23 protein-coding genes are annotated in these 26783 nt (G+C 51.9%); all 23 read left to right on the top strand.

The genetic code is table 11. The annotated features are described in order from the left end of the window. Window positions 1-34 precede the first annotated feature (34 nt). The 23 genes from bshC to pgeF all read left to right on the top strand — a co-directional run bounded on the left by bshC (window position 35) and on the right by pgeF (window position 26782). A complete protein-coding gene (gene bshC, locus QQZ12_RS04770; RefSeq protein ID WP_102992870.1) occupies window positions 35-1675 on the top strand; it encodes a bacillithiol biosynthesis cysteine-adding enzyme BshC in 1641 nt (546 codons plus the stop codon). Window positions 1676-1757: 82 nt separating this feature from the next. Next, window positions 1758-3020, top strand: a complete 1263-nt coding sequence (locus QQZ12_RS04765) for an adenosylhomocysteinase (RefSeq protein WP_102992869.1) — start codon at window positions 1758-1760, stop codon at window positions 3018-3020. A 139-nt stretch (window positions 3021-3159) separates the two neighbouring features. Beyond that, window positions 3160-3591 carry a division/cell wall cluster transcriptional repressor MraZ gene (mraZ, locus tag QQZ12_RS04760; protein ID WP_022736466.1) on the top strand — a complete coding sequence of 144 codons (432 nt, stop codon included), beginning with the start codon at window positions 3160-3162 and terminating at the stop codon, window positions 3589-3591. 16 nt (window positions 3592-3607) lie between these two features. Continuing rightward, window positions 3608-4540: a 16S rRNA (cytosine(1402)-N(4))-methyltransferase RsmH gene (gene rsmH, locus QQZ12_RS04755; RefSeq protein WP_416332396.1), complete on the top strand. Its 933-nt coding sequence runs from the start codon at window positions 3608-3610 to the stop codon at window positions 4538-4540. A 46-nt stretch (window positions 4541-4586) separates the two neighbouring features. Next, window positions 4587-4952: a cell division protein FtsL gene (gene ftsL, locus QQZ12_RS04750; RefSeq protein ID WP_284724042.1), complete on the top strand. Its 366-nt coding sequence runs from the start codon at window positions 4587-4589 to the stop codon at window positions 4950-4952. 67 nt (window positions 4953-5019) lie between these two features. Beyond that, entirely contained in the window at window positions 5020-6783 is a 1764-nt protein-coding gene (locus QQZ12_RS04745; protein ID WP_102992866.1) for a peptidoglycan D,D-transpeptidase FtsI family protein, read from the top strand. Window positions 6784-6986: 203 nt separating this feature from the next. Next, window positions 6987-8960, top strand: coding sequence for a stage V sporulation protein D (locus QQZ12_RS04740; RefSeq protein WP_102992865.1), 1974 nt, complete (start codon window positions 6987-6989; stop codon window positions 8958-8960). A gap of 243 nt (window positions 8961-9203) precedes the next feature. After that, window positions 9204-10700 carry a UDP-N-acetylmuramoyl-L-alanyl-D-glutamate--2,6-diaminopimelate ligase gene (locus QQZ12_RS04735; RefSeq protein ID WP_102992864.1) on the top strand — a complete coding sequence of 499 codons (1497 nt, stop codon included), beginning with the start codon at window positions 9204-9206 and terminating at the stop codon, window positions 10698-10700. Beyond that, window positions 10697-12091 carry a UDP-N-acetylmuramoyl-tripeptide--D-alanyl-D-alanine ligase gene (locus QQZ12_RS04730; RefSeq protein ID WP_223247954.1) on the top strand — a complete coding sequence of 465 codons (1395 nt, stop codon included), beginning with the start codon at window positions 10697-10699 and terminating at the stop codon, window positions 12089-12091. Before QQZ12_RS04735 ends, QQZ12_RS04730 begins: the two co-directional genes overlap by 4 nt. Before the next feature lie 9 nt (window positions 12092-12100). Further along, on the top strand, window positions 12101-13120 hold the full coding sequence (gene mraY / locus QQZ12_RS04725) for a phospho-N-acetylmuramoyl-pentapeptide-transferase (protein WP_123827459.1): 1020 nt from the start codon (window positions 12101-12103) through the stop codon (window positions 13118-13120). Beyond that, window positions 13117-14493 carry a UDP-N-acetylmuramoyl-L-alanine--D-glutamate ligase gene (murD, locus tag QQZ12_RS04720; RefSeq protein WP_102992863.1) on the top strand — a complete coding sequence of 459 codons (1377 nt, stop codon included), beginning with the start codon at window positions 13117-13119 and terminating at the stop codon, window positions 14491-14493. The genes mraY and murD overlap by 4 nt, the downstream gene beginning before the upstream one ends. Before the next feature lie 36 nt (window positions 14494-14529). Next, window positions 14530-15630, top strand: coding sequence for a stage V sporulation protein E (gene spoVE, locus QQZ12_RS04715; RefSeq protein ID WP_102992862.1), 1101 nt, complete (start codon window positions 14530-14532; stop codon window positions 15628-15630). Between the two features lie 21 nt (window positions 15631-15651). Further along, a complete protein-coding gene (gene murG, locus QQZ12_RS04710; protein WP_102992861.1) occupies window positions 15652-16764 on the top strand; it encodes an undecaprenyldiphospho-muramoylpentapeptide beta-N-acetylglucosaminyltransferase in 1113 nt (370 codons plus the stop codon). A gap of 117 nt (window positions 16765-16881) precedes the next feature. Further along, window positions 16882-17790: a UDP-N-acetylmuramate dehydrogenase gene (gene murB / locus QQZ12_RS04705; protein ID WP_102992860.1), complete on the top strand. Its 909-nt coding sequence runs from the start codon at window positions 16882-16884 to the stop codon at window positions 17788-17790. Window positions 17791-17804: 14 nt separating this feature from the next. Next, a complete protein-coding gene (gene murA / locus QQZ12_RS04700; protein ID WP_102992859.1) occupies window positions 17805-19070 on the top strand; it encodes a UDP-N-acetylglucosamine 1-carboxyvinyltransferase in 1266 nt (421 codons plus the stop codon). 135 nt (window positions 19071-19205) lie between these two features. Further along, window positions 19206-19955 (top strand): cell division protein FtsQ/DivIB, encoded by a 750-nt coding sequence (locus QQZ12_RS04695; RefSeq protein WP_102992858.1) that lies wholly within the window; start codon window positions 19206-19208, stop codon window positions 19953-19955. 175 nt (window positions 19956-20130) lie between these two features. Next, on the top strand, window positions 20131-21369 hold the full coding sequence (ftsA, locus tag QQZ12_RS04690) for a cell division protein FtsA (RefSeq protein WP_102992857.1): 1239 nt from the start codon (window positions 20131-20133) through the stop codon (window positions 21367-21369). 51 nt (window positions 21370-21420) lie between these two features. Beyond that, complete coding sequence (gene ftsZ, locus QQZ12_RS04685; protein WP_102992856.1) at window positions 21421-22572, top strand: cell division protein FtsZ; 1152 nt, start codon at window positions 21421-21423, stop codon at window positions 22570-22572. A 346-nt stretch (window positions 22573-22918) separates the two neighbouring features. Beyond that, window positions 22919-23863: a sigma-E processing peptidase SpoIIGA gene (spoIIGA, locus tag QQZ12_RS04680; RefSeq protein WP_102992855.1), complete on the top strand. Its 945-nt coding sequence runs from the start codon at window positions 22919-22921 to the stop codon at window positions 23861-23863. A gap of 2 nt (window positions 23864-23865) precedes the next feature. After that, window positions 23866-24588 carry an RNA polymerase sporulation sigma factor SigE gene (sigE, locus tag QQZ12_RS04675; RefSeq protein WP_022736449.1) on the top strand — a complete coding sequence of 241 codons (723 nt, stop codon included), beginning with the start codon at window positions 23866-23868 and terminating at the stop codon, window positions 24586-24588. A 71-nt stretch (window positions 24589-24659) separates the two neighbouring features. Next, window positions 24660-25436 carry an RNA polymerase sporulation sigma factor SigG gene (gene sigG / locus QQZ12_RS04670; protein ID WP_102992854.1) on the top strand — a complete coding sequence of 259 codons (777 nt, stop codon included), beginning with the start codon at window positions 24660-24662 and terminating at the stop codon, window positions 25434-25436. A gap of 143 nt (window positions 25437-25579) precedes the next feature. Then, window positions 25580-25861, top strand: coding sequence for a YlmC/YmxH family sporulation protein (locus tag QQZ12_RS04665; protein WP_223247953.1), 282 nt, complete (start codon window positions 25580-25582; stop codon window positions 25859-25861). A gap of 99 nt (window positions 25862-25960) precedes the next feature. Beyond that, window positions 25961-26782: a peptidoglycan editing factor PgeF gene (gene pgeF / locus QQZ12_RS04660; RefSeq protein WP_102992853.1), complete on the top strand. Its 822-nt coding sequence runs from the start codon at window positions 25961-25963 to the stop codon at window positions 26780-26782. The last annotated feature ends 1 nt before the right edge of the window (window position 26783 follow it).

Below are 26783 nucleotides of genomic sequence, written 5' to 3'. Positions count from 1 at the left end.
GTAAGCAAAGTATACGATAAAGAAGGAGTCACATATGGAAATCAAAGCGAGCAGGCTACCCGTTGGCAACCCGTTTATGGAGCGTTATCTAGCTGATGACGAATGGGTGCGGGCTTTTTATGAGTATAATCCATGGGATGAATGTAGCGTTTCGAGTCGATTGGAATACATTGAGCGGGAGTGGCGCGGTGCAGATCGGGCCGAGCTGGCCGAGGTCATACGGGCGTATCACACTCCAGAGCTGTTGCATCCGGTTGTCGAGCGCAACCTGACCCGCTTGGCAGATCCCAAAAGCTTGGTTGTTATCGGTGGGCAACAGGCGGGGTTGATGACTGGCCCATTGTATACCTTGTATAAAGCGATCACACTGATCCAGTTGGCGAAACAGGAAGAAGCCCGATTAGGGCGCCCTGTCATTCCGGTGTTTTGGATTGCGGGTGAAGACCACGACAGCGAAGAAGTGAATCACATCCATGTGCATGACCGCCATGACGGCTTGACCAAAGTGGAATGGACGGGGCCGCTGTCAGGCAAGCAACCCGTGTCCATGCAAATGATGCAACCAGAGGAGATGTCAGCCTACCTGCAAACATTGACCCAGATCATGGGGGACGGTGCGGCGAAACGGGAATGGCTGGAGGAGATGCAAGAGTTATTGGAGGGCCCCGTCGGCTGGACACGGCATTTCGCACGGATCATGCACCGCCTGTTCGGTCGGGAAGGGCTTCTGTTGATCGACTCGGCTGATCCTGGCTTGCGCCGCTTGGAAGCGTCGTTTTTCACTGTTTTGATTGATCAAAGCGCATCAATTCAAGAGCGGGTGCAACAAGCGAGCGCCGGATTGGTGGCGTCCGGCCTTACCGAACCAGTACATTTGCAAGATGGGCAAGGGAATCTGTTTTTACTGGAAGCGGGTGAACGGCAAGCCTTGTACCGCGGTGTGGGAGGCTGGGTAACAAAAAACGGCGAAACGCGGTTGACGCAAGCCGAACTGGTCAACATCGCGCACGAGGCGCCGGAGCGATTGAGCAATAACGTTATCACCCGGCCATTGATGCAGGAATATCTATTTCCAACTCTTTATTTTGTGGGTGGGCCCGGTGAAGTGGCTTATTGGGGTTTGCTCAAGCAAGCCTTTGCACAAGTGGGTTTGCGCATGCCGATCGTGCTACCCCGCCTACAGGTGACGATTCTGGACCGCAGGGTGCAAAAGCGCATGAATGAGTTCGGGCTTTCTGTGACAGATGTGCTGGCCGGCCTCGATGACAAACGGGAAGCGTGGTTAGCAGAGCGGGTACCCTTTGCACTTGCGGAACGCTTTGCCACGGCCAAACAGATCATCGAGCAGGAATACGAGGCGCTGATAAATGATCTGGAGCAGGGGATTGGCAGAAATACGCGGGAAATCGGGCAAAAGAACCTGGGCAAAATTTTGGCGCAAGTAGAGTATTACCAGCATTTCGCTGAGAGAGCCGTGCGGGAGAAACACCAGGTTGAATTGCGCCATTGGGAGGAGCTGTCGCTGGCCGTCACGCCTGACGGCAAATTGCAAGAACGGGTGTATAACTTCCTTTCCCTTTGGAACGCTTGGGGATTGGATTGGCTACACCGCCTGTTGGAAACCCCGCTGGTCGGCGAAGGGCGGCGGCATGTGCATTATTGTATGTTCTTATAATCCGAATTTGTTAATGGGATTACTTGATGTATAATATATCTGTTGGTGAATAAAGTAACGCATGCATTTGAGGAGGAGCGACATGAATAGTTTGGATAAAAGCACCATCCGCGATGTTAACCTAGCTCCGGCGGGACGCCTGAAAATGGATTGGGCCAAGGAACACATGCCCGTGTTAAACCGCTTGCGCGAACGGTTATCGGTGGAGAAGCCTCTGGCTGGCAAAAAAGTAGCGATCTCTTTGCATTTGGAAGCGAAAACCGCTTGCCTGGCCGAATTGATTCGCGACGCTGGTGCAGAAGTGATCATCACCGGGAGCAATCCGCTTTCTACCCAAGATGATATTGCGGCGGCACTGGCGGTAGCGGGGGTCACCGTTCATGCTAAATACGATCCCACGCCGGAAGAATACAAAGAACACCTGATCAAAACCTTGGAAGAAAAGCCGGATTACATAATTGATGATGGCGGAGACCTTGTGGGAATCCTGCATAGTGAGCGCCCTGACCTCCTGGAGAATGTTAAAGGCGGTTGCGAAGAAACCACGACGGGCATATTGCGCCTACGCGCGTTGGAAAAAGCAAAAGAGTTGCGGTTCCCGATGATTGCCGTTAATGACGCTTGCTCTAAATTCTTGTTTGACAACCGGTATGGAACGGGCCAATCGGTGTGGGACGGAATCAATCGCACCACCAACTTGGTGGTCGCCGGCAAAACCGTCGTCGTGGTCGGCTACGGCTGGTGTGGACGCGGCGTGGCTATGCGGGCCAAAGGGCTTGGGGCTCGCGTCATTGTGACCGAAGTTGATCCAATTAAAGCGACTGAGGCGTACATGGACGGATACCTGGTCATGCCGATGAGCGAAGCGGCGAAGCAAGGGGATTATTTCGTGACCACCACCGGCAACAAAAACGTGGTGAACGCCGACCATCTCCGCGAGATGAAACATGGTGCGATTTTGGCCAATGCCGGCCATTTTAATGTGGAAATCGATGTAGAAGCGCTGGAGCAAATGAGCGTCAGCAAACAAACGGTACGCAAGGACATTGAAGAGTACACCCTTGCCGACGGGCGGAAGCTATACCTGCTCGCTGAAGGGCGTTTGGTCAACTTGGCCGCGGGTGATGGACATCCAGCGGAAATCATGGACATGACCTTTGCTCTCCAAGCGCTCTCGCTGTTGTACGTGGCGGAGAACCATGAACAGATCGGTCCGCGCGTGCTGGATGTACCGTACCAAATCGATGAGCAAGTCTCCCGGTACTTCTTGGAGGCTAACGGTGTCCAAATCGACAGTTTGACCCCGGCGCAGGAAAAATACCTGGCTAGCTGGGAACTAGAATAAATGGAAAATGATGTAAATCGGGCTGTTAAATCCTGCACATGAGTGCAGGATTTTTTAATGGGCGTGTGGTATAATTACCAATGTGGTGGAAAGTGGAGGGAAGTGGTAGGGAAGGGGGAGAGAGGGGAGTGACAGTGGGATGTTCATGGGTGAATTTCGGCACAATATCGATGAAAAAGGACGGATCATTGTGCCAGCCAAGTTTAGAGAGGGACTTGGCGATTCATTTGTTATAACCCGCGGATTGGACCACTGTTTGTTTGCATACCCTCAATCCGAATGGAAACAATTAGAACAGAAGTTAAAAACCCTTCCATTTACCAAAGCAGATGCACGTAAATTTACGCGCTTTTTTTTCTCAGGAGCTTGTGAAGCGGAATTGGACAAACAAGGCCGCGTTAACATACCCAACCATCTCCGCGAATTTGCTCAACTGACAAAGGAATGCGTCATCATCGGCGTCTCCTCACGCGTAGAGATTTGGTGCAAGGAGCGGTGGGATGAGTATTATGAGAGCTCCGAGGAATCATTTAATGAGATCGCAGAAAGCATAGTAGATCTGGATCTGTAGTCAAAGGATGAACAATGTGTTTGAACATGTAACTGTATTACGAGAAGAAGCAGTGGCTGGTTTAAATCTGAAGCCGGACGGGGTGTATGTCGACTGCACGCTAGGCGGGGCGGGGCACAGTCGCCTCATTGCTGAGCAACTGGGTCCGTCAGGCACGCTGATCGGTTTGGATCAAGACCAGATGGCGCTTGATCATGCCGAGGAGCGCTTGGTCGGCGTTTCTTGTCGGCTCCATTTGGTCAAAACCAATTTTCGGCACATCTCCAGTGCCGTTAAAGGGTTGGGATTTGAATCGGTTGATGGCATACTGTTTGACCTGGGGGTATCTTCTCCGCAATTGGATCAGGGAGAAAGAGGTTTTAGCTACCACCAAGAAGCCCCCTTGGACATGCGAATGGACAAAGAGCAGGAGTTGAGCGCCTATCAGGTAGTGAATGAGTGGCCTGAAGAGGAGCTTGTCCGCATCCTGTTTGAATACGGGGAAGAGAAGTTTTCACGCCGCATCGCTAAAATGATCGTGAAAGAGCGTAGCAAGGCGCCAATATCGACCACACTGCAATTGGTCGACATCATCAAGCAAGCCGTGCCCGCGCCAGCGCGCCGAACGGGGCCACACCCTGCACGACGCTCATTTCAAGCGATCCGTATCGCCGTCAATGATGAATTGAACGCGTTTCGCGATGCGCTTGCCGACTCGGTCGGGCTTCTCCGCCCACAAGGCCGAATCAGCGTCATCACATTCCATTCGTTAGAAGATCGCATATGCAAGCAGTTTTTTCTAGAAGAAGCCAAAGGATGCGTTTGTCCGCCTACCTTTCCGGTCTGTACCTGCGGACAGACACCGCGGCTAAAGATCATCACGAGGAAACCGCTTTTACCAACAGATAAAGAAATAGAGAGAAATCCAAGAGCACGTTCTGCCAAATTGAGGGTCGCAGAGAAAATATAAAAAAGAGGGATGAAGGAGAAGTCGGTAGCGTGAGGAGGATTCATATATGAGACGGGATCAATATAACGTTGCGGTTGCCCGCCCCTTTGAGAAGCCTTATACGAAAGTGCGGGACAAAAAACAAAAAGCGCCCCGCACTACCGTCACGGTGGGCGAAAAGTTGCTATACCTGTCTAGCGTCATCGTCTGTGTGGCGTTAGCGTTGGTGGTTTTGTCCAAATATGCCAAAGTCAACGAATTGAATGTGGCGTTGCAAGAAACGAACGCGGCCATTGAAGAAGCGCACAAGGTCAATTTCAAACTGGAGACGGAGAAAAAAAAGCTGGCGGATGTTGAGCGGATTCGAAAGTTTGCGGAGAGCAACGGCTTGGAATTGACCGCCCCCAAATACCTCCCGTCGATTCGGCCATGATGAGAGATATTTCATCGACTAACAGCATCACCAAAGAAATGGATTCGTAGATGGGAGAGGCTGAATCATGGGCTCGCTGATTAAGAAGAGCAAAGAGCGTTCTCTTCTGATCGGACTCCTATGGTTGCTCTGTTTGGTTGTGCTGATTTTCCGCCTGTTTTGGTTGCAAACCTTTAACCATGATGAGCTGTTGGCTCAGGCGAAAGAAGAGTGGATCAAATCAGAAAAGATCAAGCCGAAGCGTGGCAGTATCTATGACCGAACCAAGGGACAACCATTAGCATGGGAAGTGGACGCTTACTATTTTGTTGCCGATACAAGCAAAGTCAAAGATGTGAAGGGGACGGCAAATGCGCTGTCGCCCATTCTGGGGATCGACCGGGATGTGTTGATTCGCAAATTGAGCGTGAAAGATAGTTCAGTTGAGCTTAGGGACAAAGGCAAATACAAATATCCCGAAAACGTATACCGTCAAGTCGTAGCGTTGCGGGAAAAAGGGAAGATCCATGGTATTTATGCCTTTTCAACAACAATGCGTCAGTATACCCGTTCAACAGCTGCGCATCTTTTGGGGTTTGTGAATGTGGATGGCAAAGCCGTCGGCGGCGTCGAGCAGGTATATGACAAGCTGTTGCGTGGCGAAGCGGGCTATGTCAAATATCTCAAGGCGAAAAATGGCATGATGATTTCGGACACGCCAGATCAAAACCAACCGCCGCAACAAGGGAAAGATCTCGTACTTACTATTGATTCTCAAATTCAATCGCAGGTCGAATTGGAGCTGGAAGAAGCGATCACAAATTATCAAGCCAAAGGCGGAACGGCAATTGTAGCAGATCCTCACACTGGCGAGATTTTGGCCATGGCCAGCCGACCGACATTTGATTCAAACTCGTACGCATCCACATTGAATGACGAAAATCGGACCAACCGAGCGATTGAAAGCCAATTCGAACCGGGGTCAACCTTTAAAATCGTGACATTGGCCGCGGCGATTGAAGAGGGGATCTTCAACGCAAACAAGACTTTCCAATCGGGTGCGATCAATATCGCTGGCCAAATCATTCGCGATTGGAATGGCACCGGATGGGGGGAGATCAGCTTCCGGGAAGGTGTCAAGCAATCGAGCAATGTGGCATTTGTTCTGCTGGGCAAGGCGTTGGGGCCCAAGAAACTGGCTGATTACATTGACCGGTTCGGCTTCGGCAAGATTACCGAGCGATTTGGTAAAAAGACCGGAATCGATCTTCCGGCAGAGGCACGGGGCGTGTTTTTTGGTCGTGACCTCTATCCGGCAGAATTGGCCGCCACATCTTTCGGGCAAGGTGTATCTGTCACCCCGATTCAACAGGTTGCTGCTATTTCCGCTGTGGCCAACGGCGGAAAATGGATTAAACCCCATGTCTTGAAAGAGGTGTGGGAACCTCAGCTTAAACGCAAAGTGAAAGTGGTCAAGCCCGAGAGTAAACGTATTATTCAGGAGTCGACGGCCAAAAAGGCCCGTGAGCTGTTGCGTGAAGTGGTGCGCAGTGGAACGGGAACTAAGGCTGATTTGGCAGGCTATCGCGTAGCCGGCAAAACAGGCACAGCCCAAAAGCCGGACCCTGCCGGCAATGGATATTTGAAAGGCAAGCATATGGTCTCATTCATTGGTTTTGCTCCTTATGACCATCCCGACCTGGTTGTCTATGTGGCCATTGATGAGCCGTTTGTGGAAGGTGGAGAGGCGTCAGGCGGTACGGTAGCCGCTCCCGTCGCCAAAAGCATCTTGGAGAAAGCCCTGCCGATTCGCAAAGTCGAACGAAACCAGTATGCGGACGGCGTAAAATGAGAAGCGCTGCACTCCGTTGAAAGGCGGTCGGCCGGTCAATGATATAGATGGAAAGCCTGGCAGCGAGTCGGGCTTTGCCAATCAAACCACCAGTTGCATCAAGGGCAACTGGTTTTTTGTTGCCACGGGAAGCTTGTCATTTTTCTTTTCTCGTCCACATAGCTTGAAGGTAAGAAGAGACTCCGGAAGAGAGGAAGGAAAACATGCGTGGTCGACGGGTAGTAGTCAGGAAACGGTTGTTCTCCTTGTTACTCATTGCCGTCTTCATATTGACGGCGTTGATGGGTAGATTGGCTTATGTCCAATTATTTCAAGGTACGTGGTTAGCGGAAAAGGCGAAAGACCTGTGGAGCCGCGACATTCCTTTTGAAGCGAAGCGGGGGAAATTGCTTGATCGCAATCGAAAAGAGCTCGCTTACAATGTGAGCACGCCATCGGTCATGGCCATACCGGCACAGCTCAAGGACCCGGCCAAGACGGCGAAAATACTGGCCAGCATTTTGCAGGGGCCTGAAGAAAAAATCTATGAACAAATCACCAAAAGGGAAGTCATCAATCGCATCACGCCGTGGGGTCGGAAAATATCCGAAGAAAAGGCTCGTGAGATTCAAGGGCTTCGGTTGCCGGGAATTGCCGTCGTGGAGGACAGCAAGCGGTATTATCCGTACGGCTCGATGGCAGCGCATGTCCTGGGGTTCACAGGCATTGACAATCAGGGGCTGGCGGGCATTGAACTCATTTATGATGAAAAGCTACGCGGAACCAAGGGCTACGTGTCATTCAGCACCAACGCCAGGGGGGAGAAGCTTCCCGGTGGAGTGGATCGCTACACACCGCCCCGTGACGGAATGAACTTGGTCACCACCTTGGATTATCAGATCCAAACCATCATTGAACGCGAACTGGATCAGGCGATGGCTGAATACCAGCCGGAGAATATCTTGGCGATCGCGATGGACCCGCGGACGGGAGAGTTGCTGGGGATGGCCAGCCGCCCTACCTTTCGCCCCGATCAATACCGGACAACCAATCCGTTGATCTACAACCGCAATTTGCCAATCTGGAAAACGTACGAACCCGGTTCCACCTTCAAGATCATTACTTTGGCGGCCGCATTAGAAGAGAAGAAAGTAAGTCTCAACGAGTCATTTAATGATCCTGGGTATATCATGGTCGGCGGTGCCCGCTTGCGTTGCTGGAAAGCGGGTGGGCATGGACATCAAAACTTTCGAGAGGTTGTGGAGAATTCCTGCAACCCCGGTTTTGTGACCCTGGGGCAACGCTTGGGCAAAACCACCCTTTTCTCATACATCCGCACATTTGGGTTTGGCCAAAAAACGGGCATCGATTTAAACGGTGAAGCCAAAGGCATTTTATTCAAAGAGAGCCGGGTTGGGCCAGTGGAGCTGGCTACCACCGCTTTCGGGCAAGGAGTGTCGGTAACACCGATTCAGCAAGTGGCCGCTGTATCCGCGGCGATCAATGGCGGAGTGCTGTATGAACCGCACCTGGCCAAAGGATGGGCTGATCCGGAAACAGGAGAGCTGGTGGAAGAAATTAAACCCAAGGTTAAGCGACGCGTGATTTCCAAAGAAACGTCCTATCAAGTTCGCAACGTTCTAGAAAGCGTAGTGGCACGGGGTACTGGCCGCAAGGCGTTCGTCGATGGATACCGGGTGGGTGGTAAAACGGGAACAGCACAGAAAGTAGGGCCAGATGGACGGTACATGAGAAACAACCATATTGTTTCGTTTATCGGGTTTGCCCCCGCCGATGATCCCCGTTTGGTGGTTTACGTCGCGGTCGACAACCCGAAAGGCATCCAGTTTGGCGGTGTTGTCGCTGCGCCGATTGTGGGCGACATCATTGAAGACAGCTTGCGTTATATGAAAGTGCCCAAGCGCAAAAATCAGATTCCACCAGAAGACACACCGCTGACTCCGGCGTTGGTGGGCACACCCAATTTGACCGGACAAGATATTGAACGCATTCGCAACAGCTTGTTCTCATTTCCGCTTCAAGTGTACGGAGAGGGGCGCATAGTGGTCGATCAGATGCCAAAACCCGGCCAGCGGGTGAAAAAGGGCACCACAATTAAGATCTATCTGGGTGATGGGGAGAAGAAAAATGGACGGACTTCTGCACCAAAGCAGGGAAATCGGCCCGATGCTTTGTGATTTCTTTGCAAACAATTTGCAAACAAAATGCAAACGGAGAGAAAAGGGAAACGGGTGCAGTTACTGGGTTTCCCCTGTTTGTCTGGCGTGAGCGGCCTGTCAACGCGCCGCCGCGGATGATGGCGTGACAAGTGACAAATAAAACAAAGGAGATTAAAATAGTGGATGTGCATCATCTTGTGCCAGGAATGATGAACCTGGCTTTTTGCTTGTCTGTCCGCTTTTTTGAAAAGGAGGAGCAACATGCAGTTGAAAGAGTTGATCCGGCCGTTGCTGGTACATACAGTGACGGGAGATCCCAATGTGGAAATCACCGGCATCCAAATGGACTCCCGTCTTGTGAAACCGGGAGATTTATTTGTTGCTGTGCGTGGTTTCACAGTTGACGGGCATCAGTATGTACCCGCCGCCATTCAAAACGGGGCTGCGGCCGTGATGGTGGAAAGTCCGGTCGACAGCGACGTGCCGGTCATCATGGTGCCGGATAGTCGGCGGGCGTTGGCCGTTGTCGCGGCGGAATATTACCGCCATCCAACGCGTGAATTAAAATTGATAGGCATCACGGGCACCAACGGAAAAACGACCACTTCCTATCTCATCGAGAAATTGCTCGGTGACGCCGGACATCCCACGGGGGTGATCGGCACAGTCCAGATGAAGATCGGAGACAAGATTTTTCCGGCCAAACATACGACCCCGGAAGCGCATGATCTGCAAAAAGGATTTCGGATGATGCGGGACGAGGGTTGTGAGTATTCAGTCATAGAAGTCTCTTCGCATGGTCTGGCATTGGGGCGGACACGCGGTAGTCAATTTCACATTGGCGTGTTCACCAATCTGACGCAAGATCATCTGGATTACCATAAGACGATGGAAGAATATCGCCAAGCTAAGGGGCTCCTCTTCAGCCAATTGGGCAACCGTTATGCGAGCGAGCCGGGGGAAAATGCGTTTGCTGTGCTGAATGTGGATGATGAGGCATCGGCCCACTACGCGGCGATCACACCGGCGCAAGTGGTTACCTACGGGATCGATCGCCCTGCGGATGTGCGCGCCTCGAACATTCGCATCACCGGGCGCGGGACCGCGTTCACATTGGAAACATTCCGCGGTTCTTGCGAGATGACGCTCCAATTGATCGGCAAGTTTAACGTGTACAATGCTCTTGCCGCTATTAGTGTCGGCTTGATCGAGGGATTGCCATTGGCTGAGATCAAACGGAGCTTGGAGCAGATTCCGGGGGTGAACGGCCGATTCGAGCCAGTGCATGCGGGCCAACCTTATACCGTATTGGTTGACTATGCCCACACACCGGATAGTTTGGAAAATGTGCTTACCACCATTCGCGAGTTTGCGCAGAAGAAGGTTACTTGCGTGGTGGGATGCGGTGGGGACCGCGACCGCACCAAACGGCCGTTGATGGCCAGAATTGCGGCCAAGTACAGTGATTGGACGATTTTCACTTCTGACAATCCTCGTTCGGAGGAGCCGGAAGCCATCATCGAAGACATGTTGGCAGGCATCGACCCGGCTGAGCGGGACAAAGTTGTCACGATTGCTGACCGCCGCCAAGCGATCACAGAAGCGATCCGGTTGGCCGAGCCGGGAGACATTATTTTGATCGCTGGGAAAGGGCACGAGACGTACCAAGAGATTCAAGGGGTGCGGTACGATTTTGACGACCGCCAAGTGGCTCGGGAAGCCATCGAAGCGCGAACGGAGGGAGGAAACGGCCAATGAGCATGGAACGGACATGTGAGTGGATAAGCCATGTCACAGGGGGAAAACTTATCGGCACCCCCACGGCGCGGCATCTGCTTGTGCGGGGAGTGTCGACGGACACCCGGACGCTTCAGGCCAACCAATTGTATGTCCCTCTGGTCGGAGAGCGGTTTGATGGGCATCAATTCCTGAATCAAGCGGTGGACAAAGGGGCGGCCGCGGCATTGTGGAGTTGTCAACAACCGTTGCCGGAAACACCACCCATCCCGCTGATCGTTGTGGATGACACATTGTCGGCCTTGCAACGCATCGCCTCTAGCTACCGGGATGAGATGCAAGTACGGGTAGTTGCAGTGACCGGCAGCAACGGGAAGACGACAACCAAAGACTTGATCGCAGCCGTGTTGTCGGAAGCGTATCGGGTACATAAAACCAAAGGAAACTTGAACAACCACATCGGGGTTCCCTTGACGTTGACGTCCATGCCGGAAGATACCCAAGTGGCTGTGGTTGAGATGGGCATGAACCATGCTGGCGAAATCGAGGTTTTGTCGCACCTCGCTAAACCGGATGTGGCCGTGATTACCAACATCGGGGAGTCCCATCTGGAGTTTCTCGGTAGCCGGGAAGGAATAGCCAAAGCCAAATTGGAAATTAAAAAGGGACTGAATGAGCGGGGGCCGCTCATCTATGACGGAGACGAGCCGCTGTTGGCGGGATTGTTGGCCGATGATCCGCATCCTAGGGTGCGTGTGGGCTGGTCCGACGAGCTGGATGAGTCACCGGTGGATGTGGAGATGGTCGGCGTTGAAGGGTTCCGTTTCCGTTCGCGTCGGTGTGGCACGCCGTTTGTTTTGCCACTTTTGGGCAGGCATAATGTCAAAAACGCCTTGATGGCCGTTGCGGTCGGCCGGGCTTTGGGCATGGAAGAGGAGGCAATCGCCCGCGGATTGGCCAAAGTGCAACTGACGGGGATGCGCCTAGAATTGAAACAGGCAGCCAACGGCATGGACATCATTGATGATGCGTACAACGCCAGCCCCACATCCATGCGCGCAGCCATCGACTTATTGATGGAGCTGGCGCCGGAGAAGGAAAAGTGGGCGTTGCTCGGCGACATCAGAGAAATTGGGAGCATGGAAGAGCAATACCACAGGGAACTGGGAGCTTATGCCGTAGAAAAAGGGGTTTCGCGACTGTATACAGTCGGTGAACGGGGCCGCTGGATCGCCGAAGGTGCGTGGTCGGCCGCTTCAGGGAGTGCGTGCGTCATCCACCATTTCTCTTCCCACGAAGAAGCGGCGCATCTGCTGTCCGCTGAGGGGAACGCGCATATCCTGTTGCTCGTAAAAGCTTCCAGAGCAGTGCAATTAGACATCGTGATACGAAAATTAACAGAAGGAGCGTAGAGGGAGACAATGGGGAATATAGATTATCGCATCTTCTTGGTTCCGCTTGCAGTGGCGTTTGGAATAGCGGTGATATTAGGCCCGGTGATTATTCCGATTTTACGCAGGTTGAAGTTTGGGCAGAGCATTCGTGAAGAAGGCCCACAAGCGCATTTGAAAAAGGCGGGCACGCCGACCATGGGCGGGGTCATCATCATGACGGCGATCGCGCTTACGGCGGTTCCGTTTAGCAGCATTCAACTGTTGAACAAAAATGAGTCCGTCATTAACGCCGACTTATTCTTCTTGCTGTTTGCTACCCTGGGTTACGGGATTCTTGGGTTTTTGGACGATTACATCAAGGTCGTGATGAAGCGCAACCTGGGTCTGACGGCGAACCAAAAATTATTCGGGCAATTATTTATCGGTTTGGTCTTATTCTGGGTGTTGTTGCAAGTACGTACACCAAAGGGCGGGTTCATCTTTGACGTGACGGTTCCGGGAACGGAATGGACGATTCAGCTCAACTGGCTGTATCTGCCGCTCTTGTTGGTGATGATGATCGGGGCGTCTAACGCCGTGAACTTGACTGACGGCTTGGACGGCTTGGTTTCAGGTACTGCTGTTTGTGCCTATGGCGCATATGCCATCATTGGTTATATGCAAAGCAATCCGACGGTTACCATCTTCTCTGTCGCTGTCGTCGGGGCGTTGCTCGGTTTCTTGGTTTTCAACGCCCATCCGGCCAAAGTGTTTATGGGGGACACCGGTTCCTTGGCCTTGGGTGGGGGGATCGCCGCTTTGGCGGTTATCACCAAAACAGAACTCTTGTTGCCGATCATCGGTGGGGTGTTTGTACTGGAAGCCATGTCCGTTATGATCCAAGTGGCTTCGTTCAAGTTGCGCGGCAAACGCGTTTTCCGCATGAGTCCGCTTCACCATCACTTTGAATTGGTCGGTTGGTCCGAATGGCGAGTGGTAACGACTTTCTGGTTGTGGGGATTAATTCTCGCTGTGATTGGAGTCGTGTTAGAGGTGTTCATTAAATGAGTCGTTTGACGAAGGAAAACTGGACAGGTCGTTCAGTTGTCGTACTGGGATTGGCAAGGAGCGGGGTGGCTGTCGCCAAGCTCCTTCACCGTTTGGGGGCGAGGGTCGTGGTCAACGACTTGAAACCACGTTCGGCTTGCCCAGAAGCGAATGAGCTGGAAGCGCTCGGCATTCCAGTCATTTGCGGTGAACATCCTGATGATTTGATTCACGAGCAAGTAGAAATGCTGGTTAAAAATCCGGGCATCCCTTACCGGGCCAAGCCCGTTCAGCAGGCGTTGGCGGCCGGCGTGCCTGTGGTGACAGAAGTGGAAATCGCGGGCGCGCTGTCCAAGGCGCCGATGATTGGTATCACCGGCTCTAACGGTAAGACCACCACGACGTCGTTGGTAGGGCAGATCTTGACGCGCTCCCAAGTGAAGTGCACAGTAGCCGGCAACATTGGACAAGCGTTGGCCGATGTGGTGGAACGGGTGACGAGCGACGAATGGTTGGTCGCCGAATTGAGCAGTTTCCAATTGAAGGGGACCGAACAATTTCGCCCACGTATTGCGGCTTTGTTAAACGTATTTCCTGCCCACCTCGATTATCACGAAACCATGGAAGATTATGTGGCGTCGAAGCGTAAGATTTTTGCCAACCAAGAGGCCGGAGACATTGCTGTTTTAAACGCCGATTCACCGGTTTGCCGGGAAGTGGCGAAGACGATTTCCAGCGATATCTGGTGGTTTAGCCGCACCGTCCCGGTGGAGCAGGGGGTTTATGCACAAGATGGTGTAATCTACGTGATTAATGGCGGTCAGACGCAGGCGATCTTGCCTGTGGATGAAGTTGCGCTACATGGCGATTTCAATTTGGAAAACGCGTTGGCAGCTACTGCGATCACACTGGCCGCTGGGGCCAGGCTTGATGCGGTGGCGCAAACGTTGCGCGAGTTTCACGGCGTGGAGCATCGGCTGGAATATGTGGCGACCATCAACGGTGTACGTTATTACAACGACTCTAAAGCGACCAACGCCCAGGCGGCCATCAAAGCGCTAGAGGCTTTCACAGAGCCGGTCGTGTGGATCGGCGGGGGTTTGGATCGCGGTGTTGATTTCAAAGAGCTGGTTCCGGTGTTACGTGGCCGCGCTAAAGCTGTCATCACTTATGGGCAATCCAAGTCGATTTTGGCTGAACGTGGACGCGATGCCGGGGTACCAGCCGTGCAGGTGGTCGATGATTTGGAAGAAGCGGTGAACAGGGCCGCTGGTCTGGCTCAAGACGGGGATGTGGTGCTTTTGTCGCCGGCTTGCGCCAGCTGGGATCAATACACCTCTTTTGAAGAGCGGGGTAGCATATTTAAACAAGCCGTGCATAGGCTTCAAGTATAAGAAGCTTGCCCAAATCTGTAAGAGGTGAAAACGCCCATGAAAAATGTACGGACTTCTCCCGATTATGTGATTGTAGTCGCGATCTTGCTCTTATTATCCATCGGTGTCCTGATGGTTTACAGCGCGAGCGCTGCATTTGCTTATCACAAATACGGAGATGCCTTTTATTTTGCCAAACGGCAATTTCTGTTTGCCGCGTTGGGCGTTTTCGCGATGTTATGGATTTCTCGGCTGGATCCGCAGAAGTTTTATGAGTGGTCAAAACCCGGCCTTATTATATGTTTTGTTTTATTGATTGTCGTATTGATTCCGGGTGTCGGCATCTTGCGCAACGGAGCGCGCAGCTGGCTGGGGATCGGGGCGTTTAGCATCCAACCTTCGGAGTTTATGAAATTGGCGATGATCGCCTATTTGTCAAGGATGTACGCAAAACCCGGATTCCCCATAGCATCGTTTGCCAAAGGATTTGTGCCTGGGCTGACTTTGCTGGGGCTGGCCTTCGGAGCCATTATGCTACAACCGGATTTGGGGACGGGAACTGTCCTGATGGGGACGGGTCTCGTCCTGATCTTTACGGCTGGGGCGCGAATGAAACACCTGGTGGGCTTTATGCTGTTGGGGATTGTGGGTTTCGTAGGCCTCGTGCTGGCCGCTCCTTATCGAATCCAACGGATTGTGGCATTTCTCAATCCCTGGGAAGATCCGCTGGGTGCGGGCTATCAATTAATTCAATCGCTGTATGCGATCGGGCCGGGGGGATTGCTCGGATTGGGATTGGGAATGAGCAAACAGAAGCACCTTTATCTCCCGGAGCCGCATACTGATTTCATTTTTTCAATTTTGGCGGAAGAGCTGGGGTTTATTGGCGCCGCAACAGTGATCTTGTTGTTTGCTATCATCGTGTGGCGCGGCGTGCGCGTGGCCATTACATCACCTGATCTGTTTTCCAGTTTGGTTGCGATGGGGATTACGGCGATGATTATGATTCAAGCGGTAATAAACATCGGAGTGGTATCAGGAGCCTTTCCCGTGACCGGCATCACTTTGCCGTTTTTGAGTTACGGGGGGTCATCGCTGACATTGACGTTGGCGGCCGTCGGGATTTTGCTGAATTTGTCCCGGTTTTCAAACAGATGATTCGGGTGAGGAGGAGAGAGGATGAAGCGCATTTTGCTATCTGGTGGTGGAACGGGTGGACATATTTATCCAGCATTAGCCATTGCGCGCACAGTGAAGAAACGATATCCTGATGTAGAAATTGCTTATATTGGAACAGAAGATGGACTGGAATCACGAATTGTTCCCAAAGAAGGGAACATTCATTACTATACAATAGAGATTCAAGGATTCAAACGGAGCATTTCTTGGAAAAATGTAAACACGATTCGTACATTCATCAGCGCAGTCAAGCGATCCAAAGCATACATAAAGGAATTCCAGCCGGATGTGTTTGTGGGTACGGGCGGCTTTGTTAGCGGCCCGCCGGTGTACGCCGCCCACCGCATGGGGATTCCTACCCTCATCCATGAGCAAAACGTCGTGTTGGGAATGACGACGAAGTTTTTGTCCCGATATGTGGATGTGGTGGCCATCAGCCTGGAGGAGTCGCAAAAATATTTGGGGCGCGCTAACCGCATTGTGTTTACGGGAAACCCCCGCGCGACCGAGGTGGTGCAGGCCAGTGCCACCCAAGGGCGAAAATCGTTGGGGATCGCCGATGTGCATCAGCCGATTGTCTTGCTGTTCGGCGGTAGCCGCGGCGCCAAAGCGATCAATGAAGCGGTCCTGCAGATGGTGGACCGGATGAAAGAACTTCCCCATGTGCATTTTGTCTATGTCACGGGGGAAGTTCATTTTGACACCATCCGCTCACGGATTCCGATGGAAGAACTCCCAAACCTGTCTGTCAAGCCGTTTTTGTACAATATGCCAGACGTTCTTGCGGCGACGACCCTTGTTGTGGGACGAGCTGGGGCTTCCACCTTGGCGGAACTGACGGCGCTGGGCTTGCCTTCGGTGTTGATTCCCTCGCCTTATGTGACAAATAATCATCAGGAAGCCAATGCGCGATGGTTGGAAGAGCAGGGCGCTTCTAAAATGCTGTTAGAGAGCGAATTGTCCGGAGAGACGTTGTGGCGAGAAATTAAACGCCTGCTTGAAGATCCGGAAGAACATCATGATATGAGTGAAGCGGCACGTCGGTTGGGACGACCGCAAGCAGCTGAGGTGTTAGTAGATGAATTGGAGAAAATCGCAACAGCCCGCTTTTAACAAGCGGATGCAAGCCAGTGGGCTTTTGTCACATTGCCTGCTCACTGGCATAAACTGTGGTAAACCACTGTCGGTTGGGCTGCAGTCGGAGATGTTTGGTGAGGGGGGACATAGTAAATGAAGCAAGTGATCGAGGAATTGAAGTTAGCGGGTGTGACCGATGTAAGAGAAAATGAACCGTTGTCCCGCCATACCACATGGAAAGTGGGCGGGCCCGCCGACATGTTGATTTATCCGCGCAATGAAGAAGAGTTGGAGAATGCGATGCGGATTGTAAGAGAGCATCGGTTGCCTTGGCGCGCGATTGGTCGGGGTTCTAACCTGCTCGTCCGCGACGGGGGCATTCGCGGCGTTGTGTTCAAGCTGGACGAAGGATTTAACAGTCTTGCAATCGACGGCACCAAAGTGGTTGCGGGAGGAGGGTATTCCACTATCCTGCTGGCCACGATGACCGCCAAACAAGGCTTGACCGGATTGGAATTTGCTGGGGGCATTCCGGGCAATGTCGGGGGCGCCGTCTACATGAATGCCGGAGCACACGGTTCAGAGATAGCCCGCGTGCTGGAATCGGCGAAGGTGCTTTTGGAATCAGGCGAATGGGTGACACTTTCCAATGCGGAAATGGCGTTTAGTTACCGGACTTCCATTTTGCAAACGAAGATGAAGGGGATTGTCACTGAAGCCACTTTCCGTCTGGAACGGGGCAACAAGGAAGAAATCACAGCCCAATTGGCCAAGTTCAAAGATCGCCGCAGACAGACCCAACCCCTGCAATATCCATGCGCGGGCAGCGTTTTCCGTAATCCTCCTGGCGACTATGCGGGACGGCTGATTCAGGAAGCCGGGCTCAAAGGGTACCGGATCGGAGATGCGGAAGTGTCCGAGATGCACGGGAACTTCATCATCAACCGCGGCAACGCGACGGCGGAAGATGTGTTGAACTTAATTGCTCATGTGAAGAAGACAATCGAAGAAAAATACCAGGTGGTGTTGGAGCCTGAAGTGCAGGTGGTGGGTGAAGCGTAAACGGAGGTGACATATTGGAAGGATTTGTCATCGAAGGTGGGACGCCATTAACAGGGCGGGTGCGCGTACAAGGAGCGAAAAATGCGGCCCTTCCTATCTTGGCGGCTACCGTGCTCGCTGCCGGAACGTATGAAATTCACGATGTGCCCCAACTGACGGACATCGATGCGATGTGCCGCATCTTGCAAAGCCTTGGCGCCAAAGTGGAACGCACCGGGCACCGGGTCACAGTGGATACGATTGGGCTCAATCAAACCCACATTCCGGATGAGCTGATGAGCCGTATCCGCTCATCCATTTTTCTGATGGGGCCCTTGCTCGCAAGATTGGGCAAAGTGACCATATCGCGCCCCGGAGGTTGCGCCATTGGCAAACGGCCGATCAATTTACACTTGAAAGGATTGGCTTGCTTGGGAGTGGAAGTGGCGGAAGAGGGGGACATCATCGCGTGTAGTGCCCCTGAACTGAAGGGTGCAGAAATTACCTTGGACTTTCCTAGTGTTGGAGCGACTGAGAACATCATGATGGCCGCGGTGTGTGCCACGGGGGAAACCGTGATCACCAATGCCGCGCGCGAACCGGAGATTGTCGACTTGGCCGCTTTTCTCAATAAGATGGGAGCCAGAGTGCAGGGGGCGGGTGAGTCCACTATCGTCATTCAGGGCGTCCCGAAGGTGCAGGCTACGAATCACTCGGTCATGCCAGATCGGATCGTCGCTGGAACGTTGATCATCGCGGCCGGAGCAACTGGTGGCGAGGTGGAGCTTGACAACGTGGTGCCGGAGCATCTGGAAAGTGTCATTGAATCGCTACGGCAGACCGGGCTCGCAATTGAAACGGCAGAGAGGGGATTGCGGGTGCAGGCGGAGCGAAAGTTAACTGGCATTCCGCACATCGTCACCACCCCTTATCCGGGTTTCCCGACGGATATGCAGCCGCAAATGCTAGCGCTACTCACCTTGTGTGAGGGAACAAGTCGCGTGACGGAAAAAATTTTCGATTCCCGCTTGAAGCACGTGGAGGAGTTAAAAAAAATGGGGGCCGAGATTCGGCTGGAAGGGGATACCGTGACTGTCCACGGTATCAGACGGCTGACGGGTGCCCATGTATGCGCGACAGACTTGCGCGCCGGTGCTGCCTTGGTGATCGCGGCGCTGAACGCGCAAGGAAGATCGGTGGTTGCCGGGGTCGAACATATCGATCGGGGATATGAGCGGCTCGATGAAGTGATCGCGCAACTGGGAGGACAAATCCATAGAGTGGCCTTGAAAAAACAGTAGCACATCCCGTGCTTCTGTTTTTTGTGTTAAAATTCATGTGAGCCCCGGTTGTTTGTGGTAATATATAGGGAAGACTATAAGATTTAGTGTGAATGAACAGACAGGCGATTGGTGTTGTGGAAAGGAGTCACTACCATGGATGAGCGTATTCCTCACTTTCGCTCACGGGTAGGAAGAAGACGTTCCCCTGCACCCTGGTTGTTCGTGTTCATCTTTGTGTTTTTTTCGGGAATGTTATTTATCCTATTCTTGCGTTCACCGCTTAGCAAAATAGAAACGATCCACATCAGTGGTCATCATCTGGTGAAAGCGGATGAAATATTGGCGAAAACACGGATGAAAAAAGGAATTTCTTATTTCAGCATGGATGGCGCACGCGCAGAGCAAGCGCTTATGCAGTTGCCTGAAGTGAAAAGGGCCAGCGTGATCACACGCTTTCCCAATCAGGTGTACATACGAGTAGAAGAGTGGCCTCCCGTCGCAATATTCGAAACAAATGATCAAAAACTCCTGCCCATACTCTCAAATGGAACGATTCTTGCCGCAAGGCCCTATCTGACGAGTCGGCCGCGTCAGCCGATTTTCAGGGGATGGGCCCGCATTAACCCGACTTTCACCTCAGCAGTAAAGCAAATTGCTCGATTGCCCGAACCAATACGTAAAAAATTTGTCACCATTTCCCCTGCCGCTACCGATGCGGAACAGGTGGAAATTCAGAGTGACCAGCAACACCGGATTTATGTCCGAGCTAAAGAATTAGCTACCAAATGTCAATATTATCCCTCATTTTACCAGCATCCGCCAGGAGCGATCTACTTGTTGGAGAGCATCTGGTTTGCGCCGGAGAGGTCAGGGAAGCCCCAACTTCAAGCGGAGATGGAATGAGGATATTTCCATGATTGGGAAAATATGTAAGTTTGAGGAAGAAAAATGAACAGTTTTAAGAGGGGAAATTCCCCCGGCTGTTGAATATGGTTTGTAAGTATTTCCTCCCTTTCCCTACTTACAGATCTCTTTATTCAAACAGAGTTTTACTTCTCGGGCAAGGAGGTGCCCAGGATTGAGCAATGAAGATTTTGTGATTGCTTTGGATTTAGGCTCATCACAGGTTCGCGTTATCGTAGCAGAAATCAATCCGGACGGAACAACGCACATTGTTGGTGTTGGAACAGCTGATTCACTGGGGATGAAAAAGGGAGCCATCATCAATATCGATCAGGCGGTTCAATCCATTCGTGAAGCGGTAGACCATGCCGAACGCATGGTTGGAATAGAGATTTCGGAAGTCTATATCGGAGTGTCTGGGCATCATGTCTCATTGCAACCCAGTCATGGTGTGGTAGCAGTGGCCAGTGAAGACAGAGAGATCGGCTATCATGATATTGACCGTGTTTTACAGGCAGCCCGTGTCATTGCCATACCGCCGGAACGGGCAATTGTCGAAGTGGTTCCGAAACAATTCATCGTTGATGGATTAGATGATATCCGAGATCCGAATGGGATGATCGGCGTTCGTTTGGAGGTAGACGCGCTCATTGTCACCGGAGCGAAAACGATTATCGAAAATTTACTTAGATGCATCGAACGTGCGAATTTGAGCATCGCGGGCATGGTTTTCTTGCCATTGGCGGTAAGCGAACTCTGTCTGTCCACGGATGAGAAGAACCTTGGCGTGGTCGTGGCTGATATCGGCGGTGGGACGACGACGTTGACAGTGTTCCAACAGGGACATTTGGCCGGCACTTCGGTGATACCCATCGGAGGAGAATTCATCACCAATGACATCGCCATCGGCTTGCGAACGCAGACTAGCACCGCGGAAGAAGTGAAATGCAAATACGGTGTGGCCAGCAAGGATTTTGCCGATGTGAATGAAACATTTCAAGTGCAAACGATCGGCACGACGCGAGAGCGAACGGTCACCCAGCTGGAACTCTCGCAAATCATTGAACCCCGGTTGGAGGAGATGTTTCATCTGATCAAGCAGCAAGTCAAAGCGATGGGATTCTCAGATGAGCCCGCTGGAGGGTACGTATTAACAGGGGGGGTCATGGCCACCAAACAGATCATTCATGTCGCCCAGAGCCAATTGGGTGCCGCGGTACGCATCGCTGCCCCTAAAAACATCGGTGTCAAAGAGCCGGCGTATACGGGAGGGGTGGGGATGATCCACTATCTGCAGAAACGGGGCGTGCTCCAGCCGACCAACCCGAGACCTGCCCACCCTCCGCGACAGAAAGGGAAACGGCCGCCTTCTGCGTTAGAGAGAGTGAAGAGTTGGTTAAGTGAATTCATCTAGGTCATTCGATTATTGTTACATCAGTAGAGATTGTATTGGAGGGACAAGATCATGTTAGATTTTGATCTGGAAATGGAACAAATCGCCCAGATTAAAGTGATCGGTGTTGGTGGTGGCGGTAGCAATGCGGTTAACCGCATGATCGAAGCGGGGGTGCAAGGGGTCGAATTCATCGCAGTTAACACTGACGCCCAAGCGCTCAGCCGCGCCAAAGCCCCTATCCGTTTGCAAATCGGGGAGAAGCTGACACGTGGCTTGGGGGCTGGTGCCAAGCCGGAGATTGGCAAAAAAGCGGCCGAAGAGAGCCGGGAGCAGCTTGAAAATGTATTGAAAGGCGCAGACATGGTGTTTGTTACCGCGGGCATGGGAGGCGGAACAGGAACGGGAGCTGCACCGGAAATCGCTTTGATCGCTCGGGAATTGGGTGCACTCACGGTCGGCGTGGTAACCAAGCCGTTTACCTTCGAAGGAAGACGGCGGGCGAGCCAAGCCGAACAAGGGGTAGCCGCGTTGAAAGAAAACGTGGACACGTTGATCGTCATCCCCAACGATCGGTTGTTGGATATTGTCGACAAAAACACGCCCATGCTGGAGGCGTTCCGTGAAGCGGATAACGTCTTGCGGCAAGGTGTGCAAGGGATTTCCGATTTGATTGCCGTTCCTGGCTTGATCAACTTGGACTTCGCCGACGTGCGTACGATTATGACCGAACGCGGTTCCGCACTGATGGGTATCGGGTCGGCAACGGGCGAGAGCCGCGCAGCCGAAGCGGCCAAAAAGGCAATTTGCAGCCCATTGTTGGAAACATCTATCGATGGTGCGCGCGGGGTATTGATGAATATTACCGGTGGAACCAACTTGAGCTTGTACGAAGTGTATGAAGCGGCCGATATCGTGACGCAAGCCTCTCATCCGGAAGTCAACATGATTTTCGGTGCGGTGATCAATGAAGACTTGAAAGATGAGATCTTGGTCACGGTGATCGCGACGGGTTTTGACCATGAGCAACAAGAGAAACACATTTCAATACACCCCCCCAAATCCAGCAAGCCGATGTTTGTCAATCAACAATCGCAAAAAGAAGAGTCGACTTTCTCCCCATTTAGCCGCGTTGAAAAGGAAAAACAAAACTCAAATAATGATTTCATCGATCCTTACGGGCATTTGGAAGTGCCGACTTTCTTGCGTAACCGCAAAAAATAGAGGAGCGAGCCAAGGCGGGGAGCTTTGCATCAACTGGGCGTTTTGTTCCAAGAAGCGACCACGGATCGCAGGATTTCAGTATCGGAATCAGGCTACTTGTCAATCAGCGAGGAGATACCTTAAACAGGTATCTCTTTTTTTGTTGGGCTCTTCCAATCCCGAGTGCAGGACGAAGCGGGCATTTTGGTAGAGGCTCCCGGCATGGCATGAGCAGGGATGCCGGCAGGATTTAGCGGTGAACCTCAGCGTTCGACGAAACAAGTCAAAGAACCAATCCAAGAAGCGACAGACTTTGAACAAGAGCTTGGGATATACTGGTCTCACTTCAATCTGAAGGGGGAAGGGCATGGTTGTTTACGCCGATATGATTTTCCTCCTCAACGGAACCATTGATTACTTGCTGTTGTGGTTGACGGCGGGCATTCGCAAACAACCGACCAAAGTTTGGCGGTTGTTGCTGGCCGCGTGCGTGGGTGGCGCCTATTCGATGTTGCACTTATGGCCGCAATTTGCGTTGGCATATTTCTTTCCAGTCAAAATCTTGGTTTCTTTGGCGATGGTGTGGATCGCGTATGGATTTCACCACCCGTTGGCGTTTATCCGCAATCTCGGGGCTTTTTACTTGGTTTGCTTTATCGCCGGCGGAGCGATGATCGCATTTCATTATGTCACTACGGGAGACAGCCAAGTAGCTGGTGGGCTGTTTTTGACCCACTCCGCGCAGGGCTGGGGATCTCCTGTATCATGGGCCCTCATTTTGTGCGGATTTCCGCTTGTGTGGCTGTACACCAGGTTTTCGTTGCGTTCATTGAAGGAAAATCATCGGATTCAACAGTATATGACCGGGGTTCGCATCCATCTTAACCAGCACTGCTTGGAATGCGTCGGGCTTGTTGACACCGGAAATCAACTGCGCGATCCAATCACCCGGACGCCTGTGATGATTGTGGAACTGGATCGGTTGAAAGTCTGTTTTCCGGAAGAATTAGAACAGATGTTGCGCCAGTGGGATTGGGAAGCGGGTTGGTGCAATTTGCCGGCGGCTTGGATAAACCGGATTCGGGTCATCCCGTACCGGGCAGCGGGGAAAGAACAGGCGATGATGATCGCCATCAAACCGGATGTTGTGGAAATTTTGCGGGGGGATGAGTGGCATAAAATTAAAAAAATTCTCATAGGTATAGATGTCGGGCGCCTTTCGTCTGATGGGACTTACCAAGCGATTATTCATCCGTCCTGTTATGATCTTGAGCCGCGGGAGCAGATAGAACAAATCGTTGGGGGGATATGAGGATGTTTGTCAAATGGAGATTGGCGGTGCAATTGTTTTGGTACCGTCTACTTATGCAAATCGGCTTGAAAGGGGAAGAAGTTTATTATATCGGTGGGAGTGAGGCCCTGCCTCCGCCATTGACCCGGGAGGAAGAAGAGCATCTGTTGGAAAAGTTACCGAGCGGGGATTCCGCCGTTCGCGCTTTGCTCATTGAGCGCAATCTGCGGCTGGTGGTCTACATTGCACGTAAATTTGAAAACACCGGGATTCACATTGAAGATCTGGTCTCGATCGGAACGATTGGCCTGATTAAAGCCGTCAACACCTTTGATCCCACCAAGAAAATCAAGCTGGCTACCTATGCATCCCGATGCATTGAGAATGAAATCCTCATGTTTTTGCGGCGCAATAACAAAATCCGTTCCGAAGTCTCTTTTGATGAGCCGCTCAATACAGACTATGACGGGAATGAATTGTTGTTGTCGGACGTGCTAGGCACGGAGAATGACACAATCTACCGCGACATAGAAGATGAAGTGGATCGCAAGATTTTGCGGACGGCCCTGTCGAATCTATCAGATCGGGAGCGCAAAATCATGGAGTTGCGTTTTGGTTTAAATGGCGGCGAAGAGAAGACACAGAAGGATGTCGCTGACATGCTCGGAATATCACAGTCTTACATTTCCCGTTTGGAGAAAAGAATTATTAAGAGATTGCGTAAAGAATTCAATAAAATGGTTTAATTTCCTTCTTATTATAAATCCCCTTCCTCAGGACATACTGAAAATTAGTTCCAGCCTGAGGAGGGGAATTCATGGCGCGAAACAAAGTGGAGATATGCGGCGTTGATACTTCTAAACTCCCCGTTCTTAAAAATCAGGAGATGCGGGTACTGTTTCAACAGCTGCAAGCGGGTGACCGTTCCGCGCGCGAAAAACTGGTCAATGGGAATCTACGCTTGGTATTGAGTGTAATCCAACGATTTAACAATAGAGGGGAATGCGTGGATGATCTGTTTCAGGTTGGTTGCATCGGATTGATGAAAGCGATTGACAACTTTGATCTCGGCCAGAACGTCAAGTTTTCTACCTATGCCGTGCCCATGATCATTGGCGAGATCAGGAGATACTTGCGTGACAATAATCCGATCCGTGTGTCCCGATCGTTGCGAGACATCGCTTACAAAGCGTTGCAAGTTCGGGATTCGTTGACAAATCAGCATTCGCGCGAACCCACGATTTTGGAAATTTCACGTGCGTTAAACGTGCCGAAAGAAGATGTGGTGTACGCATTGGACGCGATCCAAGATCCGGTTTCTTTGTTTGAACCGGTGTATCAGGACGGTGGCGATCCCATTTTCGTCATGGACCAATTGAGCGATGAAAAGTCCAGAGACGCCCAGTGGCTGGAAGGAATCGCTTTAAATGAAGCGATGAGCAAGTTGAATGACAGGGAAAAAATGATTTTGTCCATGCGCTTTTTTGAAGGTAAGACGCAGATGGAAGTGGCTGAAGAAATAGGGATCTCCCAAGCCCAGGTTTCTCGACTAGAGAAAGCGGCCATTGCTCAGATGAACAAATTTATCACCTAAATTGAATAGATTCGCAAGCCAATGCTTGCTCAAAAAGCCCAATCGCCTAGGATTGGGCTTTTGTATAGAAATAGGCCGTACATTTGCGGGAATCAGCACATATACATATAGAAATAACCATTGCGCGGAAAGTGGGGAGACGTGTGAAAATATCAGAGTTGCAGGCGAAAGATGTCGTCAACATTGCTGATGGTCGTAAATTGGGCCAAATCTACGACTTGGATTTGGATTTGCGACGGGGTGTGATCCATGCCATTGTTGTGCCGGGTGAAAGCAAATGGTTTGGTTTTGTTAGCAGTGGCCACGAATGGGTAATCCCATGGCGGCAAATTGTGAAGATCGGTTCGGATGTGATTTTGGTTCGTTTGGAAGAGAGTGTCGAGCGGCGCGGTTATTATCTGCCGGATGAGGCTGCTGTTGATTAAAAGTTACTGGCGGATTGGGAAATGCGCTACAGGAGGCGGATCGCGCCTCCTTTGTTGACGATGGAAGATATGGTAATATGAAACGAAGGGGGGGAGTGTATGGAACCATTTCAATACCGTGACAGCAAAGTGCCCATGTTTGAGCTAACTGCGTGGCAGAATCAATTTCCGCACCTCCGCGTCGGTTTCAGCGCGAGAAGAGCGGGCGAAGATGCTGACTGCCGCAACTATGCACTCCACGTGGGAGACCGGCCGCGGCAAGTGGTTGACAACCGCCGGGAATTGAGCGAAGAACTGGACTTTTCCTTTGATGCTTGGACCTGCGCGGAACAAGTCCATGGCGTACATATTGAACAAGTGTCGGCGGCGGATCGCGGCAAAGGGAAGGATGGACGCCAAAACGCCTACCAAGAGACTGACGGCCTTTTCACCCGTGAGCTGGGGGTTTTGTTGGCAGCATATTTCGCCGACTGCGTGCCTTTGTACTTTTATCATCCGCAATTGGACTTGGTGGGAGTGGCTCATGCCGGCTGGAAAGGGACGGTTGGCCAAATTGGCGCCCACATGGTCAAACGTTTTTGCGAACAAGGCGCGAAGCCAGAAGAGATATGGGTGGCTATCGGTCCGTCGATCGGGCCTTGTTGTTATGAGGTTGATGAGCGGGTGATTGGCCCGATGCGTGAAGCGATACACAGCCAAGAGGCGCTAGAGCGGATTGCGGTGAGCCATGTTCCCGGCAGATGGCAATGCGATTTAAAGCGAGCCAATGCCGAAATTTTTTTGCAGGCGGGGATTTTGCCTGAGCATATGGCTGTAAGCAAATGGTGTACAAGCTGCGATCATTCCTACTTTTACTCCCACCGCCGGGACAAAGGAAAAACGGGACGGATGGTCGCTTGGATCGGAAAGCAGGAAAGGTGAT

This window comes from Laceyella tengchongensis (assembly GCF_900182735.1).
Lineage (GTDB): Bacteria > Bacillota > Bacilli > Thermoactinomycetales > Thermoactinomycetaceae > Laceyella > Laceyella tengchongensis.
The sequence above is the reverse complement of the archived record's forward strand: the minus strand, read 5'-3'. Positions and strand labels throughout refer to the sequence as shown.

Coding starts and splice junctions, on each gene's coding strand:
- spoVE (WP_102992862.1), top strand. CDS start 14,530: ATGAAAAATGTACGGACTTCTCCCGATTATGTGATTGTAGTCGCGATC.
- murG (WP_102992861.1), top strand. CDS start 15,652: ATGAAGCGCATTTTGCTATCTGGTGGTGGAACGGGTGGACATATTTAT.
- QQZ12_RS04730 (WP_223247954.1), top strand. CDS start 10,697: ATGAGCATGGAACGGACATGTGAGTGGATAAGCCATGTCACAGGGGGA.
- pgeF (WP_102992853.1), top strand. CDS start 25,961: ATGGAACCATTTCAATACCGTGACAGCAAAGTGCCCATGTTTGAGCTA.
- QQZ12_RS04765 (WP_102992869.1), top strand. CDS start 1,758: ATGAATAGTTTGGATAAAAGCACCATCCGCGATGTTAACCTAGCTCCG.
- bshC (WP_102992870.1), top strand. CDS start 35: ATGGAAATCAAAGCGAGCAGGCTACCCGTTGGCAACCCGTTTATGGAG.
- mraZ (WP_022736466.1), top strand. CDS start 3,160: ATGTTCATGGGTGAATTTCGGCACAATATCGATGAAAAAGGACGGATC.
- sigE (WP_022736449.1), top strand. CDS start 23,866: ATGTTTGTCAAATGGAGATTGGCGGTGCAATTGTTTTGGTACCGTCTA.
- spoIIGA (WP_102992855.1), top strand. CDS start 22,919: ATGGTTGTTTACGCCGATATGATTTTCCTCCTCAACGGAACCATTGAT.
- QQZ12_RS04745 (WP_102992866.1), top strand. CDS start 5,020: ATGGGCTCGCTGATTAAGAAGAGCAAAGAGCGTTCTCTTCTGATCGGA.
- QQZ12_RS04735 (WP_102992864.1), top strand. CDS start 9,204: ATGCAGTTGAAAGAGTTGATCCGGCCGTTGCTGGTACATACAGTGACG.
- ftsZ (WP_102992856.1), top strand. CDS start 21,421: ATGTTAGATTTTGATCTGGAAATGGAACAAATCGCCCAGATTAAAGTG.
- QQZ12_RS04740 (WP_102992865.1), top strand. CDS start 6,987: ATGCGTGGTCGACGGGTAGTAGTCAGGAAACGGTTGTTCTCCTTGTTA.
- ftsL (WP_284724042.1), top strand. CDS start 4,587: ATGAGACGGGATCAATATAACGTTGCGGTTGCCCGCCCCTTTGAGAAG.
- murB (WP_102992860.1), top strand. CDS start 16,882: ATGAAGCAAGTGATCGAGGAATTGAAGTTAGCGGGTGTGACCGATGTA.
- sigG (WP_102992854.1), top strand. CDS start 24,660: ATGGCGCGAAACAAAGTGGAGATATGCGGCGTTGATACTTCTAAACTC.
- mraY (WP_123827459.1), top strand. CDS start 12,101: ATGGGGAATATAGATTATCGCATCTTCTTGGTTCCGCTTGCAGTGGCG.
- QQZ12_RS04695 (WP_102992858.1), top strand. CDS start 19,206: ATGGATGAGCGTATTCCTCACTTTCGCTCACGGGTAGGAAGAAGACGT.
- murD (WP_102992863.1), top strand. CDS start 13,117: ATGAGTCGTTTGACGAAGGAAAACTGGACAGGTCGTTCAGTTGTCGTA.